The 20,880-nt window shown below is 48.0% G+C and carries 13 protein-coding genes and 2 pseudogenes; 11 read left to right on the top strand and 4 right to left on the bottom strand.

The features are described from left to right. The first annotated feature begins 35 nt into the window (after positions 1–35). The 10 genes and pseudogenes from NZD89_RS24535 to NZD89_RS24490 all read left to right on the top strand — a co-directional run. Entirely contained in the window at positions 36–1,706 is a 1,671-nt protein-coding gene (locus NZD89_RS24535; RefSeq protein ID WP_268005293.1) for an ABC transporter substrate-binding protein, read from the top strand. 146 nt (positions 1,707–1,852) lie between these two features. Next, positions 1,853–3,424, top strand: a complete 1,572-nt coding sequence (locus NZD89_RS24530; RefSeq protein ID WP_268005292.1) for a family 43 glycosylhydrolase — start codon at positions 1,853–1,855, stop codon at positions 3,422–3,424. Next, positions 3,421–4,563, top strand: coding sequence for a Gfo/Idh/MocA family protein (locus NZD89_RS24525; RefSeq protein WP_268005291.1), 1,143 nt, complete (start codon positions 3,421–3,423; stop codon positions 4,561–4,563). Before NZD89_RS24530 ends, NZD89_RS24525 begins: the two co-directional genes overlap by 4 nt. Before the next feature lie 82 nt (positions 4,564–4,645). Further along, positions 4,646–5,488, top strand: coding sequence for a sugar phosphate isomerase/epimerase family protein (locus tag NZD89_RS24520; RefSeq protein WP_268005290.1), 843 nt, complete (start codon positions 4,646–4,648; stop codon positions 5,486–5,488). 107 nt (positions 5,489–5,595) lie between these two features. Beyond that, positions 5,596–6,588, top strand: a complete 993-nt coding sequence (locus NZD89_RS24515) for an ABC transporter permease (RefSeq protein WP_268005289.1) — start codon at positions 5,596–5,598, stop codon at positions 6,586–6,588. After that, a complete protein-coding gene (locus NZD89_RS24510; RefSeq protein WP_268005288.1) occupies positions 6,585–7,526 on the top strand; it encodes an ABC transporter permease in 942 nt (313 codons plus the stop codon). Before NZD89_RS24515 ends, NZD89_RS24510 begins: the two co-directional genes overlap by 4 nt. Next, positions 7,523–8,509 (top strand): ABC transporter ATP-binding protein, encoded by a 987-nt coding sequence (locus NZD89_RS24505; protein WP_268005287.1) that lies wholly within the window; start codon positions 7,523–7,525, stop codon positions 8,507–8,509. Before NZD89_RS24510 ends, NZD89_RS24505 begins: the two co-directional genes overlap by 4 nt. Next, on the top strand, positions 8,502–9,467 hold the full coding sequence (locus NZD89_RS24500; RefSeq protein ID WP_268005286.1) for an ABC transporter ATP-binding protein: 966 nt from the start codon (positions 8,502–8,504) through the stop codon (positions 9,465–9,467). Before NZD89_RS24505 ends, NZD89_RS24500 begins: the two co-directional genes overlap by 8 nt. Before the next feature lie 260 nt (positions 9,468–9,727). After that, positions 9,728–13,072 carry a GH36-type glycosyl hydrolase domain-containing protein gene (locus NZD89_RS24495; protein ID WP_268005285.1) on the top strand — a complete coding sequence of 1,115 codons (3,345 nt, stop codon included), beginning with the start codon at positions 9,728–9,730 and terminating at the stop codon, positions 13,070–13,072. Between the two features lie 169 nt (positions 13,073–13,241). Then, positions 13,242–13,376 (top strand): annotated as a pseudogene (locus tag NZD89_RS24490) (alpha-amylase family glycosyl hydrolase); the annotation flags it as partial. Between the two features lie 107 nt (positions 13,377–13,483). Here the strand turns inward: NZD89_RS24490 and NZD89_RS24485 are convergent. After that, the gene (locus NZD89_RS24485; RefSeq protein WP_431308595.1) at positions 13,484–14,875 is read right to left on the bottom strand and encodes an IS1182 family transposase; all 1,392 of its coding nucleotides are present in this window, start codon (positions 14,873–14,875) and stop codon (positions 13,484–13,486) included. Positions 14,876–14,920: 45 nt separating this feature from the next. Here NZD89_RS24485 and NZD89_RS24480 point away from each other — a divergent pair, with 45 nt between their 5' ends. Then, complete coding sequence (locus tag NZD89_RS24480) at positions 14,921–16,552, top strand: glycoside hydrolase family 13 protein (protein ID WP_268005284.1); 1,632 nt, start codon at positions 14,921–14,923, stop codon at positions 16,550–16,552. Positions 16,553–17,162: 610 nt separating this feature from the next. Here NZD89_RS24480 and NZD89_RS24475 read toward each other — a convergent pair. From NZD89_RS24475 to NZD89_RS30180, 3 genes and pseudogenes are all read right to left on the bottom strand, one after another. Further along, on the bottom strand, positions 17,163–18,014 hold the full coding sequence (locus NZD89_RS24475; RefSeq protein WP_268005283.1) for a transposase: 852 nt from the start codon (positions 18,012–18,014) through the stop codon (positions 17,163–17,165). Between the two features lie 44 nt (positions 18,015–18,058). After that, a complete protein-coding gene (locus NZD89_RS24470; protein ID WP_268005282.1) occupies positions 18,059–18,640 on the bottom strand; it encodes a hypothetical protein in 582 nt (193 codons plus the stop codon). Positions 18,641–18,931: 291 nt separating this feature from the next. After that, a pseudogene (locus tag NZD89_RS30180) lies at positions 18,932–20,583 on the bottom strand (IS1634 family transposase). Positions 20,584–20,880 lie beyond the last annotated feature (297 nt).

Here is a 20,880-nt window from a genome sequence, read left to right as displayed (position 1 = left end):
TCTGGAGTATAGGAAAAACAGGGGGTTAATAAAATATGACGATGAAACGAGCGCTACTCGGTATCGGGGCAGTTGCTGTAGCCTTGGGCGTCGCGGGATGTTCGACTGCGGTTGCGAATAATTCTTCGACATCTTCGGCGACAGCAAATACGGGTGCAGCTTCGACGACCACCTCAAATTCTGTTCTGACTATCGGCGGAGCTATTCAAGGCTCATACACCAGCAAAAACTTTAACCCATTTGTCAGCACGAGCATTGATACAAAGGGCCTAATTTATGAACCGCTGTTTTACGTTGATATGGTGAACAACAAAACGTGGTCCTTGCTGGGTGAAAAATACGCATGGTCGAAGGGGTCAACGGTGCTGACAGTTCAACTTCGTCATGGAGTAAAGTGGTCTGACGGTAAACCGTTTACGGCGAATGACGTCGCATTCTCCTTCAATATTATTAAGAAGTATCCGGCGGCGGATCAAAACGGCGTGTGGGGTATTCTGAAGTCTGTTCAAGTCGTTAATCCATACACCGTCCGGTTTACGCTCCAACGTCCAGATGTTCCGGATGCGGTCCATATTCTGGAGCAGCCCATTGTTCCGCAACACATCTGGTCAAAGGTAAAAGGCGATGTCACAAAGACGCTGAATTCCAACCCAGTAGGTACGGGCCCCTATGTACTCGGCCAGTTTAGCCCACAGGCGGTGTTCTTCCGTGCAAATCCCAATTACTGGGGCGGTAAGCCTGCAGTAAGTGAAGTTAAAGTTCCTGTGTACAGCACTAACGAGGTAGGCATCATGGCGATTGAGCAAGGAGAGGTGGATTGGGGCGGCACACCAATTCCGGGTATTCAAAAACAATTCGTCAGCAGAGATCCCGCCCACAATCATTACTGGTATCCCACAACGAGCAATGTGTTGCTGTATACCAATCTCTCCGATCCGACGCTCAAGGATCTGGCGGTTCGCAAAGCCATTAGTGCAGCGATAAACCGTGAACAGTTGTCCATGCTGGCTGAGAATGGATTTGAGCCTGTGGCAACGCCGACGGGTCTGTTGTCCAGTCAAAAGAGCTTCCAAGATCCGAGTCTTCCAAAATCCGATAATGCCCTTACGTTCAGTCCGTCCCAAGCGGAGAAAGACCTAACCGCGGATGGATACAAAAAGGATGGTTCTGGGTTCTTTGCAAAGGATGGGAAGGAAATCAATCTGACAATCACCACGGTTGCGGGTTGGACGGATTATGATCAAATTGCGTCGATGATCGCGCAAAATTTAAAGTCTGTTGGAATCAATGCGAGTGTCCAGGAGGGCCAATATAATTCAGTATCCTCCGAGCTGTCGGCACACAAATATCAATTGGCTGTATTATTCTCGAACTCAGGTCCCGGGCCTTACTTCTTCTACGACGGTCTGTTGAACCCGAGTAGCTCGATGGACTATGAGGGCTATCAAAATTCTTCTACCACTGCCCTCTTACAACAATATGCAGCTGCGACGACTATGGCAGGACAAAAGAAAATCGCCTACAAGCTGGAAAGTATTGTTGCAAATGACTTGCCTTCTATCCCATTGCTCCAAGCCGCTTCGTGGTACGAGTACAACACTACGCGATTTACGGGCTGGCCAAGCCAAACGAATCCGTATGCTGACCCAATGCCAGGAGGAATGGACGAGGGGATTATCCTGACCCATCTCAAGCCGGTGAAGTAACTTTCTTCCGCAAGGGAATGAGACTTGGTTTCCTTACGAAGTAGGGTGGTTGTTCACGAACACCCTACTTCGTGAACTTTACTGAATCATAGATCACGACGCGTTGAGGATAAATTTACCAAAATTCATGAAAGAAGGTGAGGTGAATGGTTATAAACACAAGAGATACCTATTGCAACCCCATCGTTTTACCTGACTACCCGAAACTTCGTGCTATATCGCGTGCTGATCGACAAGACGTGTGGGGACGTTCCGGAAAGGTGATGCTCTCCGAAGCGGATATCATGCGGGAGGCCGGTCTTGAGATCAGCGATGTTCAATTGCTGTACGCGGATGTTCGCAGTCACGAGTATGGACGTATTGCCGAAAATGATGTGCGCGCAACTGCTGATCCCACCGTGTGCTATTTTGATGGACGTTGGTATTTATATACGACGAGCGGCGGTATATACGACTCGGACGACATGGTTCATTGGACTGCGCACTTTGATGATACGTGGATGCCTATCTCTGCGCCCATGGCTCCCACAGTGGAGAGATTTCGGGGAGGGTATTATGCAACAGCAAATTCAACTCCACTCCACATCGCCGACAATCCGTTGGGCCCGTGGCGTCTGGTGGGCGAGTGGACGCTCCAGGATGGACGGGAAGTATTATGCAACGATCCGATGATTTTTGCAGATGACGACGATCGACTCTATCTATACTGGGGACTCGGTATTTCTATCATGGGAGCCGAATTAGACCCTGAACGGCCCAACATGTTTCTGACGGAACCAAAAGTTTTATTTCAATTTGACCCAGAAAACTGGTGGGAACGTTTTGGAGCGGGCAATGAGGACTGGTTTCGCGGTTTTATAGAAGGTTCTTGGATGGTCAAACTGAACGGAACCTACTATCTCACCTATTCCGCAGCGGGTACCGAGTACTTCAACTATTGCATGGGCGCGTATGTGTCGGATTCACCGCTCGGCGAGTTCAAACTTCAACCGAGCAACCCTGTTAGTCGTAGCCGTACTGGATTCATCAAAGGTGGCGGCCACGGATCGATAGTTCGAGGTCCAAAGGACACCCTATGGTGTTTCTACACGATCCCGGTGAGCGCGGATGCCATTATGGAGCGCCGGATCGGCATGGATCCTGTGGGTGTTGCAGCAGACGGAAGTTTGTATGCCCTTACGGGATGCGATGTCCCTCAGTTCAAACCAGGTATTTTGGAACGCCCGGAAGATGGTAATCAAGCAGGTCTCGTCCAGCTATGCACGTTTAAGCCTACGCTTGCATCTTCGTATGCCCCGGGCCATTATCCGCTTCTTGCAGTCGATGAGGCGCTTCACACGTGGTGGCAGCCGGCGGAAGGAGACAACAAACCTCAATTCGGAGTACTTCTACAGGGGAAATACTTCATCTCGGCGATTCGATTGATGTGGAAGGATATCGGACTCCACTTTGATGCGGGCATTGATGTTGGCCCGTACCAGTATTCCATCGAGTATTCCGATAGAGCCGAAGGCGACTACTGGACGACGCTTGTCGATGCGACGGAAAACGAAATAGACCTCACTGTGGATTACCGGACCTTTGATCCCGTGCTTGCTGTAAGAGTACGCATCACTATTACGGGATCACCTGAAGGAGTGACCCCGGGACTCCTCGACTTCTCTATCTTCGGAGTATCTGCTTATCACAGAAAGAACAAGGGAGAGGAACGCGTATGAAGGAAGTCCGGGTTGCATTTATTGGAACTGGTGTAATTTCGAAGCAACATATGGAGCGCTACAGTAAACTGCCGAACGTCAAGGTCGTTGCGGGGTGTGATCTCGATAAGACGAGAGTCGAAGCATGGTGCCAAGAGTGGGGAGTCGAACACGCCTATACGGACTACCGAGAGATGCTGAAGCGCGAAGATATTGACGCAGTGGATGTGTGCCTGCACAACAATCTTCATGCACCCATGGCTATTGAAGTGATGAAGGCAGGGAAACACTGCTATTGCGAAAAGCCGATGGCAGGTAGTTACGCGGACGCACGAGCCATGTATGAGGCTTCGAAAGAATTCGGTAAGGAACTGTCCATCCACCTGGATTTCATGTTCTTTCCGCAGAGTCGTGTGGCCCGCAAGATGATCGAAGCGGGTGAACTTGGGCACGTATACCACGCACGTTCGGTGGGTTACCGGCGAAAGATGCGCCCGGGCTTGGATATTCCGCCTCCGGCGTTTTCGACAGACTTCATCCGGCAGAAGTCCGCACAACACGGCGCGCTTTACGATATGGGCGTGTATCGGATTTCTCAGATGCTATATATCCTTGGTGTGCCAGAGCTTGAACGGGTCAGCGGATCCGTCTATCAAGAAGTTCCGATTAATCCCGCACTTCCGGGGGCCAACATGATGGAAGTGGAAGAGATGGGCGTTGGTTTCGCAAAGTATAAAGACGGACTCACCCTCGACATCATTGAGACTTGGGCGATTAACATGGACGACTTGGGAACGAGCTTTGTCGCAGGTAGCCAGGGAGGTCTTCGGTTTACTCAGGATCACGGACCTTCGGGTAGTCAACCTGGTCTGAAATTCATCGGGGAACGCGATTACAAAACCTTTGAAACCAATCTTGAAGTTGCGAATAATGCATTTTTCGGGCAGTTTGCTGACCCGACGGAACGTTTCTACACTGATGATCAAGCCCACTGGATCGCATATCTGAGTGGGGAAATGCCTGAACGGTATGACACTGCTTGGTTAGCACTTCAGACGATGAAAGTGAGCGAAGGGATTTTTCTATCTTCGAAGCTTGGCAGAGAAGTCACAGCGGATGAAATCGAGTCACTGTCTGAATCTAGCGCATTCCCTCTGTAAGAGATTGAACATAGGCTACTTAACTACGAACTCTATGGGATCTGATGTGCCCATGCAGGATAAACATTGGAGGAGATCCATCTTGAACACGTTTACGAATTTCGGTGTCATGTCTTATTCGTTTCATGGACTGAAAAATGTCGGGGCTATGGATTTGTTTGGTTATCTTGAGACGGTTCGCTATCGTTATGGTCTTCAAACAGCAGACCTTTGGAACGGATTTATCACATCGTACGATGATGGGTACCTCAGACTTGTTCGTCAGCATCTGGATGAGCGGGGATTAGAACTCGTTAATTTCTGCTGCGATATGGCACACGTCTGGGAAGATGATATGGATAAGCGCGCACAAAACGAGGAAATGGCATGGAAATGTATTCATGCTGCTGAAGTCCTCGGTGCGAAGACTATCCGCATCGATCTGGGCATCCGCGAGGATAAAGCATCGGAGGAACAGATGAACTATGTGGTTGAAAAGTACAGCGAGTACTGTCGGGCAGCCGCAAAATTCGGTGCAAAAGTAGGTCCGGAAAATCACTGGGGCGCTTCTTGGGATTATGAGACCATGGTGGAACTCTTTCGCCGTGTAGAAGAACCAAACTTCGGACTCTTGTTGCACTTGGGCAACTGGTTTGGGACTGAGGATGAAAAGGATGAGTACGATAGAGCCATGGCTTCCAAGGCGATGCACATTCATATCAATTATGAGCACTGTGTCGACGCGGACCGCGTAATCCCGCCGCTCGTAGAAGCGGGTTACTCCGGATGCTGGTCGGTTGAAAGCCATAAATCCGTCAACGAATACAATAACGTCGCGTTTCAATTGGCGCAGATCAAGCGTGTAGTTGCTCCGCTTCAATATGATGGAAGCTGGAAGGTAGCTCCGCCGGCAGTCAAAGCGGACAACGACGAAGACAAACTGTAAGCTTTTCAACTTAGTGAGCGATTTGGACAACCTCAGCAAACCGTAGAACGAGCGTTTGCCGGGGGGTGGCCAGGTACGAAAGGGTACCACGTGAAGGAGGTACATCTATGTCCTACGTGTTGAAGCGGATTGGCACTTTCATCTGGATGCTTTGGGTTGCGACCACGCTGAATTTCATCATTCCTCGTCTGATGCCAGGGAATCCAGCGGAGGCCTTATATGGCAAGTTCCAAGGACAGTTATCTCCTGCTGCCATGCAGGCTATGGAGATTCAATTTGGCGTGAATACAGGCGTTCCACTTTGGAAGCAATATCTTACGTACTTATGGAATATGCTTCATCTCAATTTCGGGATATCGTACAATTTCTACCCGACAAAAGTATCAACTATCATTGGCCACTCGTTGCCCTACACCATTGGCTTGGTCGGTATTTCTTTGATCATTGCATTCGCCGTCGGAACCGTGCTAGGCATCTATGGAGCTTGGAAACGCAATGGCGCACTTGATTCCATCCAGTCCCCCGTGCTGCTATTTCTACAATCGGTGCCCGCCTTTTGGCTGGGTTTGATGATGCTATTTTATTTCGGCTTTATCAAAGGCTGGTTTCCTGACAGTCACGCATACTCGGATGGGGCAACTCCTTCATTTACTTGGGGCTTCATCGGCGACTTATTGTGGCACGCAACTTTGCCTGGCTTAGCCCTGATACTGACCGGTCTCGGCGGCTGGATGTTGGGTATGCGAAACATGATGGTGCAAACGCTTGGTGATGATTACATCACATTTGCGGAAGCGAAGGGTGCTCCTCAAAGAACATTGATGCTTCGGTACGCTGCTCGGAATGCCATATTGCCGAATTTCACAGGATTCGGACAAGCGCTGGCTGCGGTGGTTTCAGGATCCGTTCTCGTCGAAACCATTTTTTCCTATCCTGGTATTGGGTATACGTTGCAACAAGGTATTCTGGCTGAGGACTATCCGTTGATTCAAGGTATCTTTTTGATCATTGCAGTCGTAACTCTATTCGCCAATATGATTGTTGACATTCTGTACGTTCGCTTAGACCCGCGTGCAGAGAATGGGGGGGACGCAGCGTGAGAACAACACAGATAGCCCCAGATTCGGCTTCAGTCGCCGAGCTACGCCTGAAATCTAAGAAATTTACGACGCTGGCTATCTTCTTCAAAAATTCCAAAGCAGCATTTGGCATTGTATTGATCGCCTTATTTGCCTTAGTGGCTATTTTTGCCCCACTTTTAGCCCATTTCGATCCACAGGCGATTGTGGGTCAAGCGAATCAGCCACCAACTGGACGCTTTTGGTTCGGAACGACGAACGAGGGGCAAGACCTATGGAGTCAGTGGGTGTGGGGAACACGCACGTCACTCTATGTTGGGATTGTTGCTGGTGCGATTTCAACCTTTATTGCGGCAGTCATCGGTATATTCGCTGGTTATAAAGGTGGAACGGTAGACTATCTATTGAATCAGTTGATTCAAATTTTCCTTGTCATTCCTGGGTTTCCGTTGATTGTGGTGATCTCTACTTATGTGCATAACGTAGGGCCAAATGTGTTTATTCTCGTGATTGGATTAACTTCATGGTCGTATGGGGCACGTATGAAGCGTGCACAGGCATTGACGTTTGCCAAACGCGATTTTGTATTGGCTGCCAAGTTAGCGGGGATGAGCGATTTCCGCATCGTCATGACCCAAATTTTTCCCAACATGCTGTCGTTCATATTTAATACTTTCATCTTTGCTTGTGTTGGATCCATTTTGGCCGAAGCAGGGTTAGAAGTGTTGGGAATCGGCAGTCAGAGCGTAGAGAGTTGGGGTGGCATATTGAACGCGGCATTACAAAACGGAGCACTCTTGAGCGGTGCTTGGTGGTGGTTTGTGCCGCCTGGATTGTCGATTGCGCTTGTGGGGTTAGGGTTTACCTTCATGAACTTTGCTTTAGACGAAGTCGCCAATCCACGTTTAAGGAAGTTGCCAAAAGTCAAGAAACGTCCGTCTGTGGAGGTGAGTGCATGAGTCGTACACCAGTATTAGAAGTGAACAATCTATCTGTGGGATATCAGACGACCAAGGGCGTGCTCGAAGCTGTCCGTAAGGTGGACTTCAGCGTCTACGAAAACGAAGTCGTCGGGTTGATTGGTGAATCTGGTAGCGGAAAATCAACATTGGCCTATGCAATCATGCGATTGCTGAAAAATGGTGCCCACGTAACCGAAGGATCTGTGAAGGTACTTGGTCAAGACCTCTACAATATGGATCCCGAAACGTTGCGCACATTTCGGTGGAGCAACATTTCTATGGTATTTCAGAGTGCAATGAATGCACTCAATCCAGTCATGACTGTCGAACAGCAGATCATTGATACGTTACGTTTTCACGACCCCAGTATCAGCAAGAAAGCGGCTCTTGAGTTGGCTCGCGAGTTATTCCGACTGGTCCGCATTGATCCGAGTAGATTAAAAAGTTATCCTCACGAGCTGTCTGGAGGTATGCGCCAACGCGTAATTATCGCCATTGCGATTGCTTTGAATCCCAAATTCGTGATCATGGACGAGCCAACAACTGCACTGGACGTGGTCGTTCAAAAATCCATTTTGGATCAAATCATGGAGTTAAAAGAACGTTTGGGATTTTCGATCCTGTTTATCAGTCACGACTTTAGCCTAGTTTCGGAAATTGCGGATCGCGTCGCCGTTATGTACTGCGGTCGATTGGTGGAGGTAGCCAATAGTGGCACGTTGTCCACACCAGACGGGCATCATCCATACACGGAAGGGCTCATTCACGCTATCCCGCGATTCACGGATAAAAAGACCAAATTACGAGGTATTCCAGGTACCCCTCCGGCTCTGGATAAAATCCCAAGTGGATGTTCGTTCCATCCTCGGTGCAAGTATGCGGAGGAAGTTTGTTCTCTCCAGGCTCCACCTATCGTGAAGACAGAGAAATCCATTGTCGAGTGTCATTTCCACGCGAAAGTAGGTGAACACAATGGGTAAACAAGCACTTGTTGATGTGCAGGATCTGGTTATTCGTTTCGCGGTCGGGCGCGGTAGCAAACGGAAATTTATCACGCCTGTGGATAACGTGAGTTTCCAAATCGCAGAAAGAGAAGTATTGGCTGTTGTGGGCGAATCGGGGAGTGGGAAATCGACAATTGGACGTGCGCTAGTTCGAGTTCTCACACCATCCCAAGGGAAAATCTATTTTGATGGGACAGACGTGACCAAAAGCAAAGGCCGAGGGCTGAGAAACTACCGGGAAAATGTGCAAATGATCTTTCAAGATCCATTTGGGTCGTTGAATCCAGTGAATACGATTGAACAGCATTTGAAATTTCCAATTCGTAGGCATCAGAAACTTACGGGCTCAAAGCTTCATGACAAAATCGAGGAATTATTAACTGTGGTCGGCCTTACACCGGCGAACGAAGTACGTTATAAATATCCGCACGAGTTGTCAGGTGGACAACGACAGCGTATTGCCATTGCACGTGCGCTGGCCGTCAACCCGAAATTTCTGGTTGCTGACGAGCCAATTTCCATGCTCGACGTGTCCATCCGTGCAGATATCCTCGAGCTATTGAATGAGCTCAAGGATAATTTTGATCTGAGTTATCTCTACATCACGCACGATCTCGCTTCCGCTCACTATTTTGGTGACAAAATTATGGTCTTATATGGCGGAAGAGTCATGGAAATGGGACTCGCAGACGAGTTGATAAGGAATCCAAAGCATCCGTACACGCACCTGTTACTAGCTGCCACACCAGGTACTGCAGCTCGTAGAAATTTGAAAGAAACGGCCATTCAAGCGCCAAACCTGTTTGAGGGACGGAAAGGCTGTCCGTTCGCCCATCGTTGCCCGAAGGTAACCGATGTATGCAGACAGACCGCTCCCGCTCTGTCGACGATGGACAGAGATACGCACCTTGTGGCTTGTCATCATATTGATTGACTAGCTTCAGATAGTTCGTTCCATGGTTGTTGGCATCTAGAACTTGATGTGCCCTATGCTCAGAAGTCCGTAGAATGCGAATTTGGAGGGCGATTTATCGTGCGCATACTCATGCTGGATATCGATTCTTTGAGGCCCATACGGAGTATTAGGGACACACTGGCTCACTCAATGTATTGATTCGATTGGTATTGTATTGGATCTAATTATCGTGACTGTACTCCAAGCTTTGAGTGAAACGACTATAGGGGGATACATCGATGATTTTCGACAGTTCAGAGTTTCATGTAAAAGCCGGGGACTTTGACTTTACCTTTCTTAATAGTGGCGACATTTCAAAGGCGACACACAAATCTATTTTAATGAATCGATTGGTTACCAATTCGATTGATGGATCGCTCAATAATCTATACTTACGAGTCTATCGAGATACCGCAGTGAAGGTCTATCCGTTGCTGGGCGTAAAATCCACAAGTGATGTGTATGTCGGTGATGGAAGGGTGGTCTGGAGAGGAGAGGCGGATTTAGTCCAGTACGAAGTGACATTTTATCTTCATGGCCAAGGCATTTGGTTTTGGGATGTAAATGTAAGTGGAAATGATGTGGATATCGACGTCATTCTAGGACAGGATCTAGGGCTAGCTCACAAGGACGCTGTTCGTTCGAACGAAGCGTATGTGTCTCAATACATCGACCATAAGGTCTTCCAAGACGAAATCAGAGGCTATGTAATATGCTCCCGACAAAATCAACCCCAAGATGGGTCATTTCCGTATATACAACACGGGTGTTTGACGAGAGCGGTTGGCTATTCCACAGACGGATTTCAATTCTTTGGGATTTCGTATAAAGAAACAAACCAACCAAAAGTATTAACTGAGCGTACACTTGCTAATGAGATATACCAATATGAATTTGCGTATACGGCGTTACAGTCAGAGCGTAAACACCTCCGTGGCACTGAAAACATTGTCTTCTACGGCCTGTATAAGGAAGATCATCACACAGCCGTTCAACAGTTGGAATTCTATGACGATGTTGAAAGCGTGTGGGAACAGATTCAAGCACAAAGTAATTCGCCAGTTGAGCACGTGAAGAGAGCTATCATTTCTCCCTTATTTGGAGAACCGCTTCATACAATTCGAATGACGCCAGAAGAATTAGAGTTCTACTTTCCACACAGACATGAAGAAGAGTGGGTTGGAGAGACGTTACTTTCTTTTTTCACCGACACCCATGAGCACGTGGTGTTGAAAGAAAAGGAAATGCTTGTGGAACGGCCTCACGGTCACATCTTAATGACTGGCAAGAATGATAGGGTTCTCGAGAATGTTCTGACATCAACTTCCTACATGTACGGCGTTTTTAATTCCCAGTTGACGGTCGGTAACACTTCATTTAATAAGATGATCACCAATACTCGAGATGCCTTGAACATTATGAAAACACCTGGACAGCGCATCTATATTGAGATGAATGGTATGTACCATTTGTTAACGATGCCTTCTTTGTTCGAACTCGGGTTCAATTACGCTCGATGGTACTACAAGACCGAAGACGATCTTCTCATCGTCACGAACTACACTGTATTTGATTCCCCAGAAATCCGACTGAATGTTCGTTCGGCGGTGGGGAAAACGTATCGCTACTTGGTTACAAGTCAAGTATCCATGAATAACCAAGAATATGAAGTGCCGTTCCGTACTGAGTTTGACGGTGAAACAATTTCGGTTTATTCGGACAAGGAATCAGATAGTTTTCATGTACACCCCAAGTTGTGTTATCGTCAGCGATTGTACGGAGCAGATATCGTCTTGAAGGATGAAAATCTAATCGCAACGAATGTTGCCTCAAGGGCCTGTTCACTCGTCGTGCTGGAACTGAGTGAGACGAGCGAATGGGACATGGTCACCCAAGGACTTCTCCATGGAGAAGAGACGCCGTTTGTCGCTCGCGATTTGGAGTCCGAAATTGAACGTTTTCGTCTATTCTATCAATCGGTGATGAATGGTTTTCGTTTGTCGCGAAATGACGGTTCATCGGTTGAACTTGAGAAATACAACGACATTGCATGGTGGTTTACACATAACATGCTCGTTCACTATTCTGTGCCACATGGGCTGGAACAGTATGGCGGGGCAGCGTGGGGAACAAGAGATGTATGTCAGGGCCCAACGGAGTACTTTTTGGCAACCCAAAACTATGAATCTGTACGAGAGATTTTGGAGATTGTGTACGCCCATCAATATCAAGACGATGGGAATTGGCCGCAATGGTTCATGTTTGACAAATACAACAGTATCCAGCAAGAAGAAAGTCATGGAGACATCATCGTATGGCCGTTAAAAGCATTGGCCGACTATATCACGATAACGAACGATTACAGCATTCTGAATCAGGAAGTGTGCTATACAGACCGCGAGAGCTTTACATTCACTACAGAATCAGAAACGATTTTCTCACACATTCAGAAGCAAATTCGCTATATCAAGGATCACTTTGCACCAGGGACACATTTGCCACTTTACGGTGATGGTGATTGGGATGATACGCTTCAGCCAGCCAATGCTGAACTCAAGCAACGTTTGGTTAGTAGTTGGACGGTTGCATTAACCTATCAGACGGTGCAACGGTTGTCGCACGCGCTCGAGCAAGTAGACACGGGGATGTGGAGGGAACTACAAACCCTGGCTTCCGAAATTGCTGAGGACTTCCACAACCTTTTGTCTAAGTCAGAAGTCATTCCAGGGTTTGTCCTGATGGAACCTAACGGACAAACGGAGTTCATGTTACACCCTAGTGATCAGACTACAGGCATCTCGTATCGCTTACTCCCTATGATACGAAGTATGATTAGCGAATTATTCGAACCAGAGAAAGCCGAAGCCCATTATCAAATTATCAAGAAGGAAATGTATTTCCCCGATGGTGTTCGGCTGATGAGCAGACCGGCCCGATACAACGGAGGGGTAAGCACTCACTTTAAGCGTGCCGAGCAGGCTGCTAACTTTGGTCGCGAAATAGGGCTTCAGTATGTTCACGCGCACATTCGGTTTGTAGAAGCCATGGCGAAACTGGGCAAAAGCGATGAAGCGTGGCAAGGACTTCAGATGGTGAATCCTATCGGTATTCAGAACGTCGTTCCTAATGCTGCACTTCGGCAAAGCAACACCTACTTTAGCAGTTCCGATGGTCAGTTTCTCACACGATACGAAGCACAAGATCTATTTGACAGGTTGAGAGATGGCACCGTGGATGTCAAAGGGGGATGGCGTATATACTCTAGTGGCCCGGGAATCTATATGAACCAGCTAATCTCTAATTGTCTGGGAATTCGATCTGCGTTTGGCGATCTCGTAATCGATCCCGTGTTACCACAGGCCCTAAACGGATTACAGTTTCATTTTCGGCTACATGGATATCCTGTCGTCTTTGTCTATCATTTAATGGGTCCAGAGCTTAGACGAATAGCTATTAATGGTCAAGATGTTGTAACGGGAGTCATTGAGAACAAATATAGAAATGGAGGATGTGTCATTAGGAGGAGTGTATTGGACAAGGTTTTGATAAATGGAGAGAACTTGATCCACATTTTCATGGCATGAACTTAACGGCAAAGTAGGGGCTGTCCCTTGTAATATGCTCTCCTGAAGCTAGCGGGTGAAATAAACAAACCTTGTTTACCTTCAGGGGAGCATTTTCATGGTCCTCTCCTTTGTTTAGGAACCACGTGGTGCAGTGATTGAACAAGGTTTCTTGGAAGGACTGATTTAAATGAAGGCAGAGTGGTGGAAAGAAGCTGTCGTATACCAAATTTACCCTCGAAGTTTTATGGATTCAAACGGAGATGGTATTGGAGACCTACAGGGGATTATTTCACGACTAGGAGCGTGTCCGAGTATTGCGGCTTAGACTTTCTGCATTTGAGTTCAGTTCCATATTTTATTCGACTATGGGTGACTTTCCCCATGGGCACTTACTTCATTAGACGGGGACTGGTCGGTTAAGCACCATCTTTAGCACGTTGCCCAGTTTATATGACCGTATTTGAATATCTTAAGCAGATTATGGCACATGGTAACTAACGACCATTCTCCTCTGACCTTCTCAAGGCTTCGAAGTGAGAATTGGTCGAATCGTCGACAACCCTTAATTTGACCGTACACAGGCTCTACGATAGCCTTGCGTCTCGCGTAGACGGCACGGCCCTTCTTTGTTTTTAGTTTCCGAGTCATACGTTGCTTAATGGTGTAGTGTTTCGGTATTCGTCCTCTCGGTGACTCAGGCACTTCATTGTGCTTTTGACGACCTGTTGCGATGTATGGGTCAATTTCTTTCTCTTGAAGCCATGTCACGTCGTCTTCGGCAAAGTAGCCAGCATCACATGAGATTTTGTGCATCGTCGCTTTCGTATTCTCCGCCGTCATTTCGACCATTGTACGCAGGACACCGTGGTCATTTGTGTGGTCTATAACATCTGTTGCAACAATGATTTGGTACTCTTCATCGACGACAGCCTGCACATTGTATGCTTGGATAAAGCCGTCTTTCGATTTCATAATGCGAGATTCCGGATCCGTGAAGTTGCGTTGAGCCTTGTCCTCCGGAACACCTGCGAGATGACTCTCCTTGCGTGGACGACCGCGTTTCCTGGCGCCTGTCTGGTTGGTGGGGCCGTTGTCATCGTCCTTCTTGTCTTGTTGTTCGTCTTTCTGTTGCTGTTGTTCCACTCTTTCCTTGGCCTCTTTCTCCAGAGAGGACATTGCTTCCTGAATTTTTGCCAACCGGGTCTCTCTACGGGCTAACTCTTCAGGGAGTTCATCGCCCATGGTGTTACCGTACTTTTTATCTTCACTATGGTCGGTGCGTTCAGCCTGCTGCGTAAGCTCGGCGATTTCTTGGCGGAGTCGTTGCTCTTGCTGCTTCATCCGCTCGTAACTCATCGCTTTATGTTTGGATGCGTTTGCCCGAATCTTGCTGCCATCCAGCGATACATGCCCGAGCTTAACCATCCCTGCATGTTGGGCAATCTTCAAGACTTCCAAGAAAAGTTCTTTGAAGGTGACCAAATGGCGTTTCCGAAAATCACTGATTGTCCGGAAATCCGGGAACTGATTTGCGGACAGGACTCGGAACGCCACTACATCCTGACAGGCCTTTGCGATCTTTCTGGAAGAGTACATGCCTGTGCAATATGCGTAAACCAGAATCTTCAATAACATTGCCGGGTGGTACGGGGGAAAACCTCGCAGTTCTTGTTCGTACTGTTTTGTAATGATGGAGATATCGATATGATCGACCACATCACTGACAAAGTTCGCCAGGTGGCCGTCAGGTAGCCATTCATTTAACCCCGGTGGTAGTAGAATGAGTTGGTTCGGGTCGTAGTCACGAAACTTTTTTCCCAAGATTCGAAGCCTCCACTGTGAATACCAATACAGGGGACTTCGTTATTGATCCGGAAATTTCCTTTTACAAAATACTTCAGGGATTACTCGGACACGCTCCTAGACTATCTAAAAGACTTAGGGGTTGATGTAATTTGGCTTAGTCCAATTTATCAGTCACCTAATGATGACAATGGCTATGATATCAGTGATTATCGGGAGATTATGCATGAATTTGGCACAATGAAAGATTTCGATGAACTATTAGCCGGTGTTCATGAACGCAAAATGAGACTGATTATGGACTTAGTTGTGAACCACACATCTGATGAACACAAATGGTTTGTGGAATCACGAAGGTCAAAAGACAACGCATATAGGGATTATTACATATGGCGACCGGGTAAAAAAGGAGGCCCACCAAATAACTGGGGTTCAATGTTTGGTGGGTCTGCTTGGGCGTATGACGAGAATACGGATGAATACTATTTGCATCTGTTCAGCCCCAAACAGCCGGACTTAAATTGGGACAATCCACGTGTGCGCAGGGACATCTTCGACATGATGCGGTGGTGGTTGGATAAGGGGATTGACGGGTTTCGGATGGACGTCATTAATTTGATTTCCAAAGACATGCGGATGCCTTGTGCACCAAACCCCGGAGGGGCGAAATACGCATGGGGCGGTCAGTACTTTACGGACGGTCCCCGTGTGCATGAGTTTTTACAGGAGATGTACGAATCTGTCCTGTCCAAGTACGACATCATGACCGTCGGTGAAACTGGCGGTGTGACCATAGAACAGGCCAAATTGTATTCGGGGGAAGAGCGTCGGGAACTGAATATGGTCTTTCAGTTCGACCACATGGCACTGGATGAAACAGGGAACAAGTGGAATGTAACATCATGGAAACTCAGCGACCTGAAGCAGGTCATGAGCCGGTGGCAAAATGAACTTGATGGGGTTGCGTGGAACAGTCTCTATTTAAACAACCACGACCAGCCCCGGTCTGTTTCACGCTTCGGAAATGACACAGAGTATCGAGTCGAATCTGCAAAGATGCTGGCGACCTTTCTTCATATGCACCAAGGCACGCCGTTTATCTATCAGGGCGAAGAGATAGGTATGACAAATGTGGCTTTCGAGCATATCGACGAGTACAAGGATTTGGAAATCCACAACTTATGGCGAGACCGGGTAACCGATGGTGGGGAAGACCCTGGCGTTGTTATGAGGGCAATTCACGCAAAAGGACGTGACAATGCGAGAACGCCGATGCAGTGGAACGGAAGTGAAAATGGCGGGTTTTCACAAGCAGACCCATGGATAAAAGTGAATCCCAATTACACAAAGATCAATGTTGAGACGGCACAAGCGGATCCGAACTCGGTTTTGAACTATTATAGGAAGCTTATTGGATTACGAAAAAGTCATCCGATAATGGTCTACGGAAAATATCAGTTAATTGAAAATGGATGTTCCGATATCTATGCTTTCACACGCACATTACATGATGAATTGTGGCTCGTGGTGTGTAACTTTCATGACGGGTTCCGGTCGTTTGAAACGCCGACGTGGATTGATTTGTCGGGAACAGAGGTGATTCTATCGAACTATGACGGGGAAATCGAAGCGCTGTCTGGGCATCTTGTACTCAAGCCGTTTGAAGCAAGGTGTTATCGATGTAAAACAAAGTGAATGTTTTCCATTCTAAACAAGACAATTGGGCGAAGGAGCAGGGAATTCTGCTCTCTCGCTCCGTGGTAGTTCCTATGCAGTTCACTAGCACGCAAAGTTGATTGTGCTAATTGCTAGCGAAAGTCTCTTTTCACTATGAGACGGATCTATGCGGAAGAATGGTTTTAGTAGTATGATAAATGTTTCCACAGGCCACCCCCCTATACGCGCATTTAACGATGCTATAGTTCTTTCCGATGTACTCATGTGCCCGTTTGTACCACAAGTGCAATTCTCATTATCTAGATCGCGACTTGAAGTTTGGCATATACAGGATCACTTGACTAAGAAAACATCACAGCAATAATGGCGGACTTTATTATTTGTGCTACATCTGGAACGTATCAATTCTTTAACTACTGAAAGTGATGGTAGGAACTTTATTGAAATAGCCTCTCGGCATTGGAGAGCAGAAAGGTAGCATCAAGCGGAATATCTTTCAATAATCCACTGGGAATTTGCGAGTAACGGTTGAGGCAGTCGAGTTCCTTGAAAAAGGGTATAGCAAACAGAGCGATGACGATCCGATTTTCAAAAAGCCATCGCTGGAGATGGTATGATTGGGGTATTCTCAGGCTGACAAGAGTATCGACGATAGGTCTAAATTACTCTCTTGGTACCAAGCGTCCATGTGTTGGCACATGGCAATGCCATAGATGCGGACGGTCCACATCATGGTACTGCGATGCTTGGCGGCTTCGAGGAGAAAATCCTCTTTTGCTCGCTTGTTGCTACGCTCGCAGGTGGTTCTGCGTTTGTAGACATCTTTCCACTCGTTGCTGTTGCGGGCGACGGGTGGGAACAAGCGAGGATTGTGTTTGGTATATGTGTGTACGTATCTTCCGTAAGGCGAATCGGAACAGGGCGTATCACAAGTTACCACGCCTTTGACGACGAGCGGACAATAGTATTTTCGGCGACCGCGCGTGTAGTCGTAGCCACGATCTTTCATCTCCAGCCCCTTTTTACAAAACGGAACCCCAGTAGGGGAAAACGTGATGTCATCCTTGCGAACCCCCTTGCTCCCCGTACTGCGCAGGTTTAAATCGATAAATGGCTTTACTTTCCGTGATAGAAGGTACTGGTAGATTGGCAGTGCGTCGTGCGCGGCATCTAAAATGGCTTTGTCCCAGGTGTATTCACGAAAGCGTTCGACGAACTCACGAGCACTGACCACCCAAGAGGTCGCATCATGGCGCGAGGCTCGTTGAAGTCTGGGGTAAAGTGGCAGGTCGTAAGGACTATCCGCAGCAACAAACGTGTAAAGGTGATAACCGAAGAAGTACCTGTTTCGATAACTGTCCCAGCCCATGTCACAGTCGGGTTGAGAATAGATACGATAGCATCTGCATGGCACGATACCGAGTTCACGACAGTTACAAAGTCGCTTGTTACGAACTTGGGTAGCTGTTTGAAGCGGCATTCCGTCACCTGCGATTGACAGTGCGTTCGTGTCGCCCAGTAAGCCTAGAGTGGCAGATATGGTAAGGAACTGCTGTTGGAACAGCCGAAGCAATCTGTCAAATGGCTTGGCTTGGTGGTTGAGCGCTTTTGTAGCTGAGCCATGAGGTGTGCGATTTTGCTATACGTTTTGGTTGGTGCCTTTTCTCCCTTCTTGCCACCTTTGACTTTCTTTCGATTGAGTCTGAGCTTGGGCGAAAGATTAGCGGAGGTATGAGACCACAGCCGCTTAAAGAAATGGTAGAAGGTACCGACACCAGGCGTTTTCCCGTACTCAAAGCCACTAAGGATGGCATACAGTGGGCAACGATGCAGCTCATTGACCCACTCTGTAATCGATGGTTCTCCGACCTGCAGCATGAGTAGATAGGAACGAAGTAAGTCGGCAGGGTCAATGGACCTTGGACCACGACACGAAAAAGCTCCTTCGAGTAAGCGAAACGTGTCAGAGAGGTCGGTAATCCAGAACTTCTTAACAAGCGACCAATCCTTTGCGACAAAGAGAAGTGACTCATTCCCGTAGTGAATACGAAGTTGTTGCTCAACGAACGACTGATACTGCTGATGAGACCGCACCATGGGTAACATAACGCAACCCCAATTCCGATGAGATAGAGCGGTTAAGCCCTTCTCGGCGATTATTGGGATGATTCTGAAAAGTCAAGTATTATTCAACCCGGTGTTTTCTTCTCCTGGCGGCAATACGCTTCCAATTTAAATTGTCAAGTTAGGCGGAACGCCATGGGGGCAAACCAAGATTCCATGGATGTCAAAATCCTTGAGGAATTAGACTCGGCTTCGACAGTCGTAGATACACGAAATCCCGAAACCCGTTGGTGCTTCTAGGGTTTCGGGACTGTGGATAACTTCGTGTGGTGCCTACAGCGTATCTGTGGATATGTCCGAGAACAACGGTGGATGTTCGTAACCCAGCGCTTTCAGGATTTGTGCCTGCTCCGGGGTTACTTCTGTTCGCTGCCGGACTCTGCCGCTACCAGCTTTGTAGGTTACAAGGTGCATCTCGTTCATGACAGAACGGATCTCTCGCCATGTGTGGCTAGTTCGGTTCTCTGCCACCCGAACCAAAAGTAACGAGAGCCAGCACAGTAGTACATGTGCCCGAATCCGCTCATTCTTCCTGTGGTACATCGGGCGCAATTCCATGGTCTGTTTCAGAGAACGGAATGCCGCCTCAACCTGCCAGAGCTGCTTGTATCCAAGGGCCACATCTTCCGCGGACAGTGTGTCGTCTGAGGTTCGGATCAGATACTTTCCGTCCAGTCGTTCCATCGCCTTAACCGCCTGGTGGTCAACTGTGAGATTGCCACGCTTGTCCGACTTCAAGTAACGCTTGAAGGTCGGGTGACTTTGCAATCGACAGTGCGCCTTGGTGTGTGCGTCGTTATCCAACTCCTTGAGTCGTGCGAGCTCTGCTTCCAGGGCCTTGAGGTGTGCCTCGCGCCGAAACGCATCTCGGCGAGCTTCATCTGGGTTGCGAACGAGCACATATCGGACCCGTGCCTCACCGTCTCCTACGACGATTTCCTTTATTTCAAGGTTATCCCGTATCGTTTTAAATCGCCCAGGACGAGACATGGCATCTTCGACTGTCTGCTTCCCAGAGGTCATCTTCTCTCCAGCAATGTAATGCCCTCCGGCTTTCTGGAGTTCACGTAAATTGTCCCCCGAGCTGAACCCACGGTCGACGACCGTAACGACGCGTCCGAGACGCCAGCCAATGAGGTCCTTCTTCACTTCTGGAATGACGGTCATGTCTGACGTGTTCCTGGCCATACCCAACACCGCACAGGGATGCCGTCTCGGGTCACTGCAAAACCAATTACGACCTGCGGTAAGTCCGGCCGGTGGTCCTTGGAGTAGCCGGGTTGCTTCAGACTGTCTTCTTCCGGCTCGTCATCCATTTCAAAGTAGCTTGAAGTGGTGTCAAAGAACAGTAAGTCGACTTCCAGGTTCAACAAGTCGGCGACAGTCTCGAACACTTCTCTCTGGATGTCTACGTCCGATTCAATCAGGAAATCCATTGCACGGTACCCCTGGTGGACCTCAAAGTTCTCAACACCGGGGAGTGCGATGTCTCGCTTCACCCAGTCCTCCATGCCAAGCTTGCTCGAGGGGTCCAAGGCTCGATTGGCGACCATCGCAAAGATGGCCCGCTCTATCGGGGCTTCATATTTGCGCTGTGCCAGACGCTTGGATATGGCTTGACCCACGCCAAGTTCATGCCACAACGAGTCGACGATATAAGCGGTGCCAAACGTTTTGCTATCGAGCAGACTCAACTGCACGCTATCCTTGGGCTCCGACGCAACGGGTTCATCACCAAGGAATCGTGAGATGCTCGCGGCAAGCCTCTTCAATCCATCCATGTCCACTTCATCTTCACGCCCGAAGTGGTAGAGGACTTTCGCTTGGGGATTGCCGGTCTTGGGATTGCGTTCATTATGGGCAAGCTGCACGTAGGACGTGACAGAACCGTTTTTATTTTTTCGTGATATCCGCCGTATGTACATGTCTACATTTTAAAATCATATGTTCTACGAAGTCAACTACTGTGGATAACAATACTAGTTATCCACAGAAATTCGCATGTCTACAACTTTTCGTAAAAATGCCTACATAAAATAACCGGAATTCCGCGCCGTTACGGGATTCCGGTTATCCACAAATGCTTATAAACGGGTTGTAACTGTCGAACCCGAGTTAGAGAAACAGAATGCCGAGAGGCTATTCAAAGGGTGCTAAAACGAATCCTAGACCTGACTTAATTTCTAGGCGCCTATACAAAAATGAAGAACCTTCCATTCCTC

It is taken from the genome of Alicyclobacillus fastidiosus (genome assembly GCF_026651875.1).
In the GTDB taxonomy this organism is placed as follows: domain Bacteria; phylum Bacillota; class Bacilli; order Alicyclobacillales; family Alicyclobacillaceae; genus Alicyclobacillus; species Alicyclobacillus fastidiosus.
This window is presented reverse-complemented; position numbering and strand designations above follow the sequence as displayed.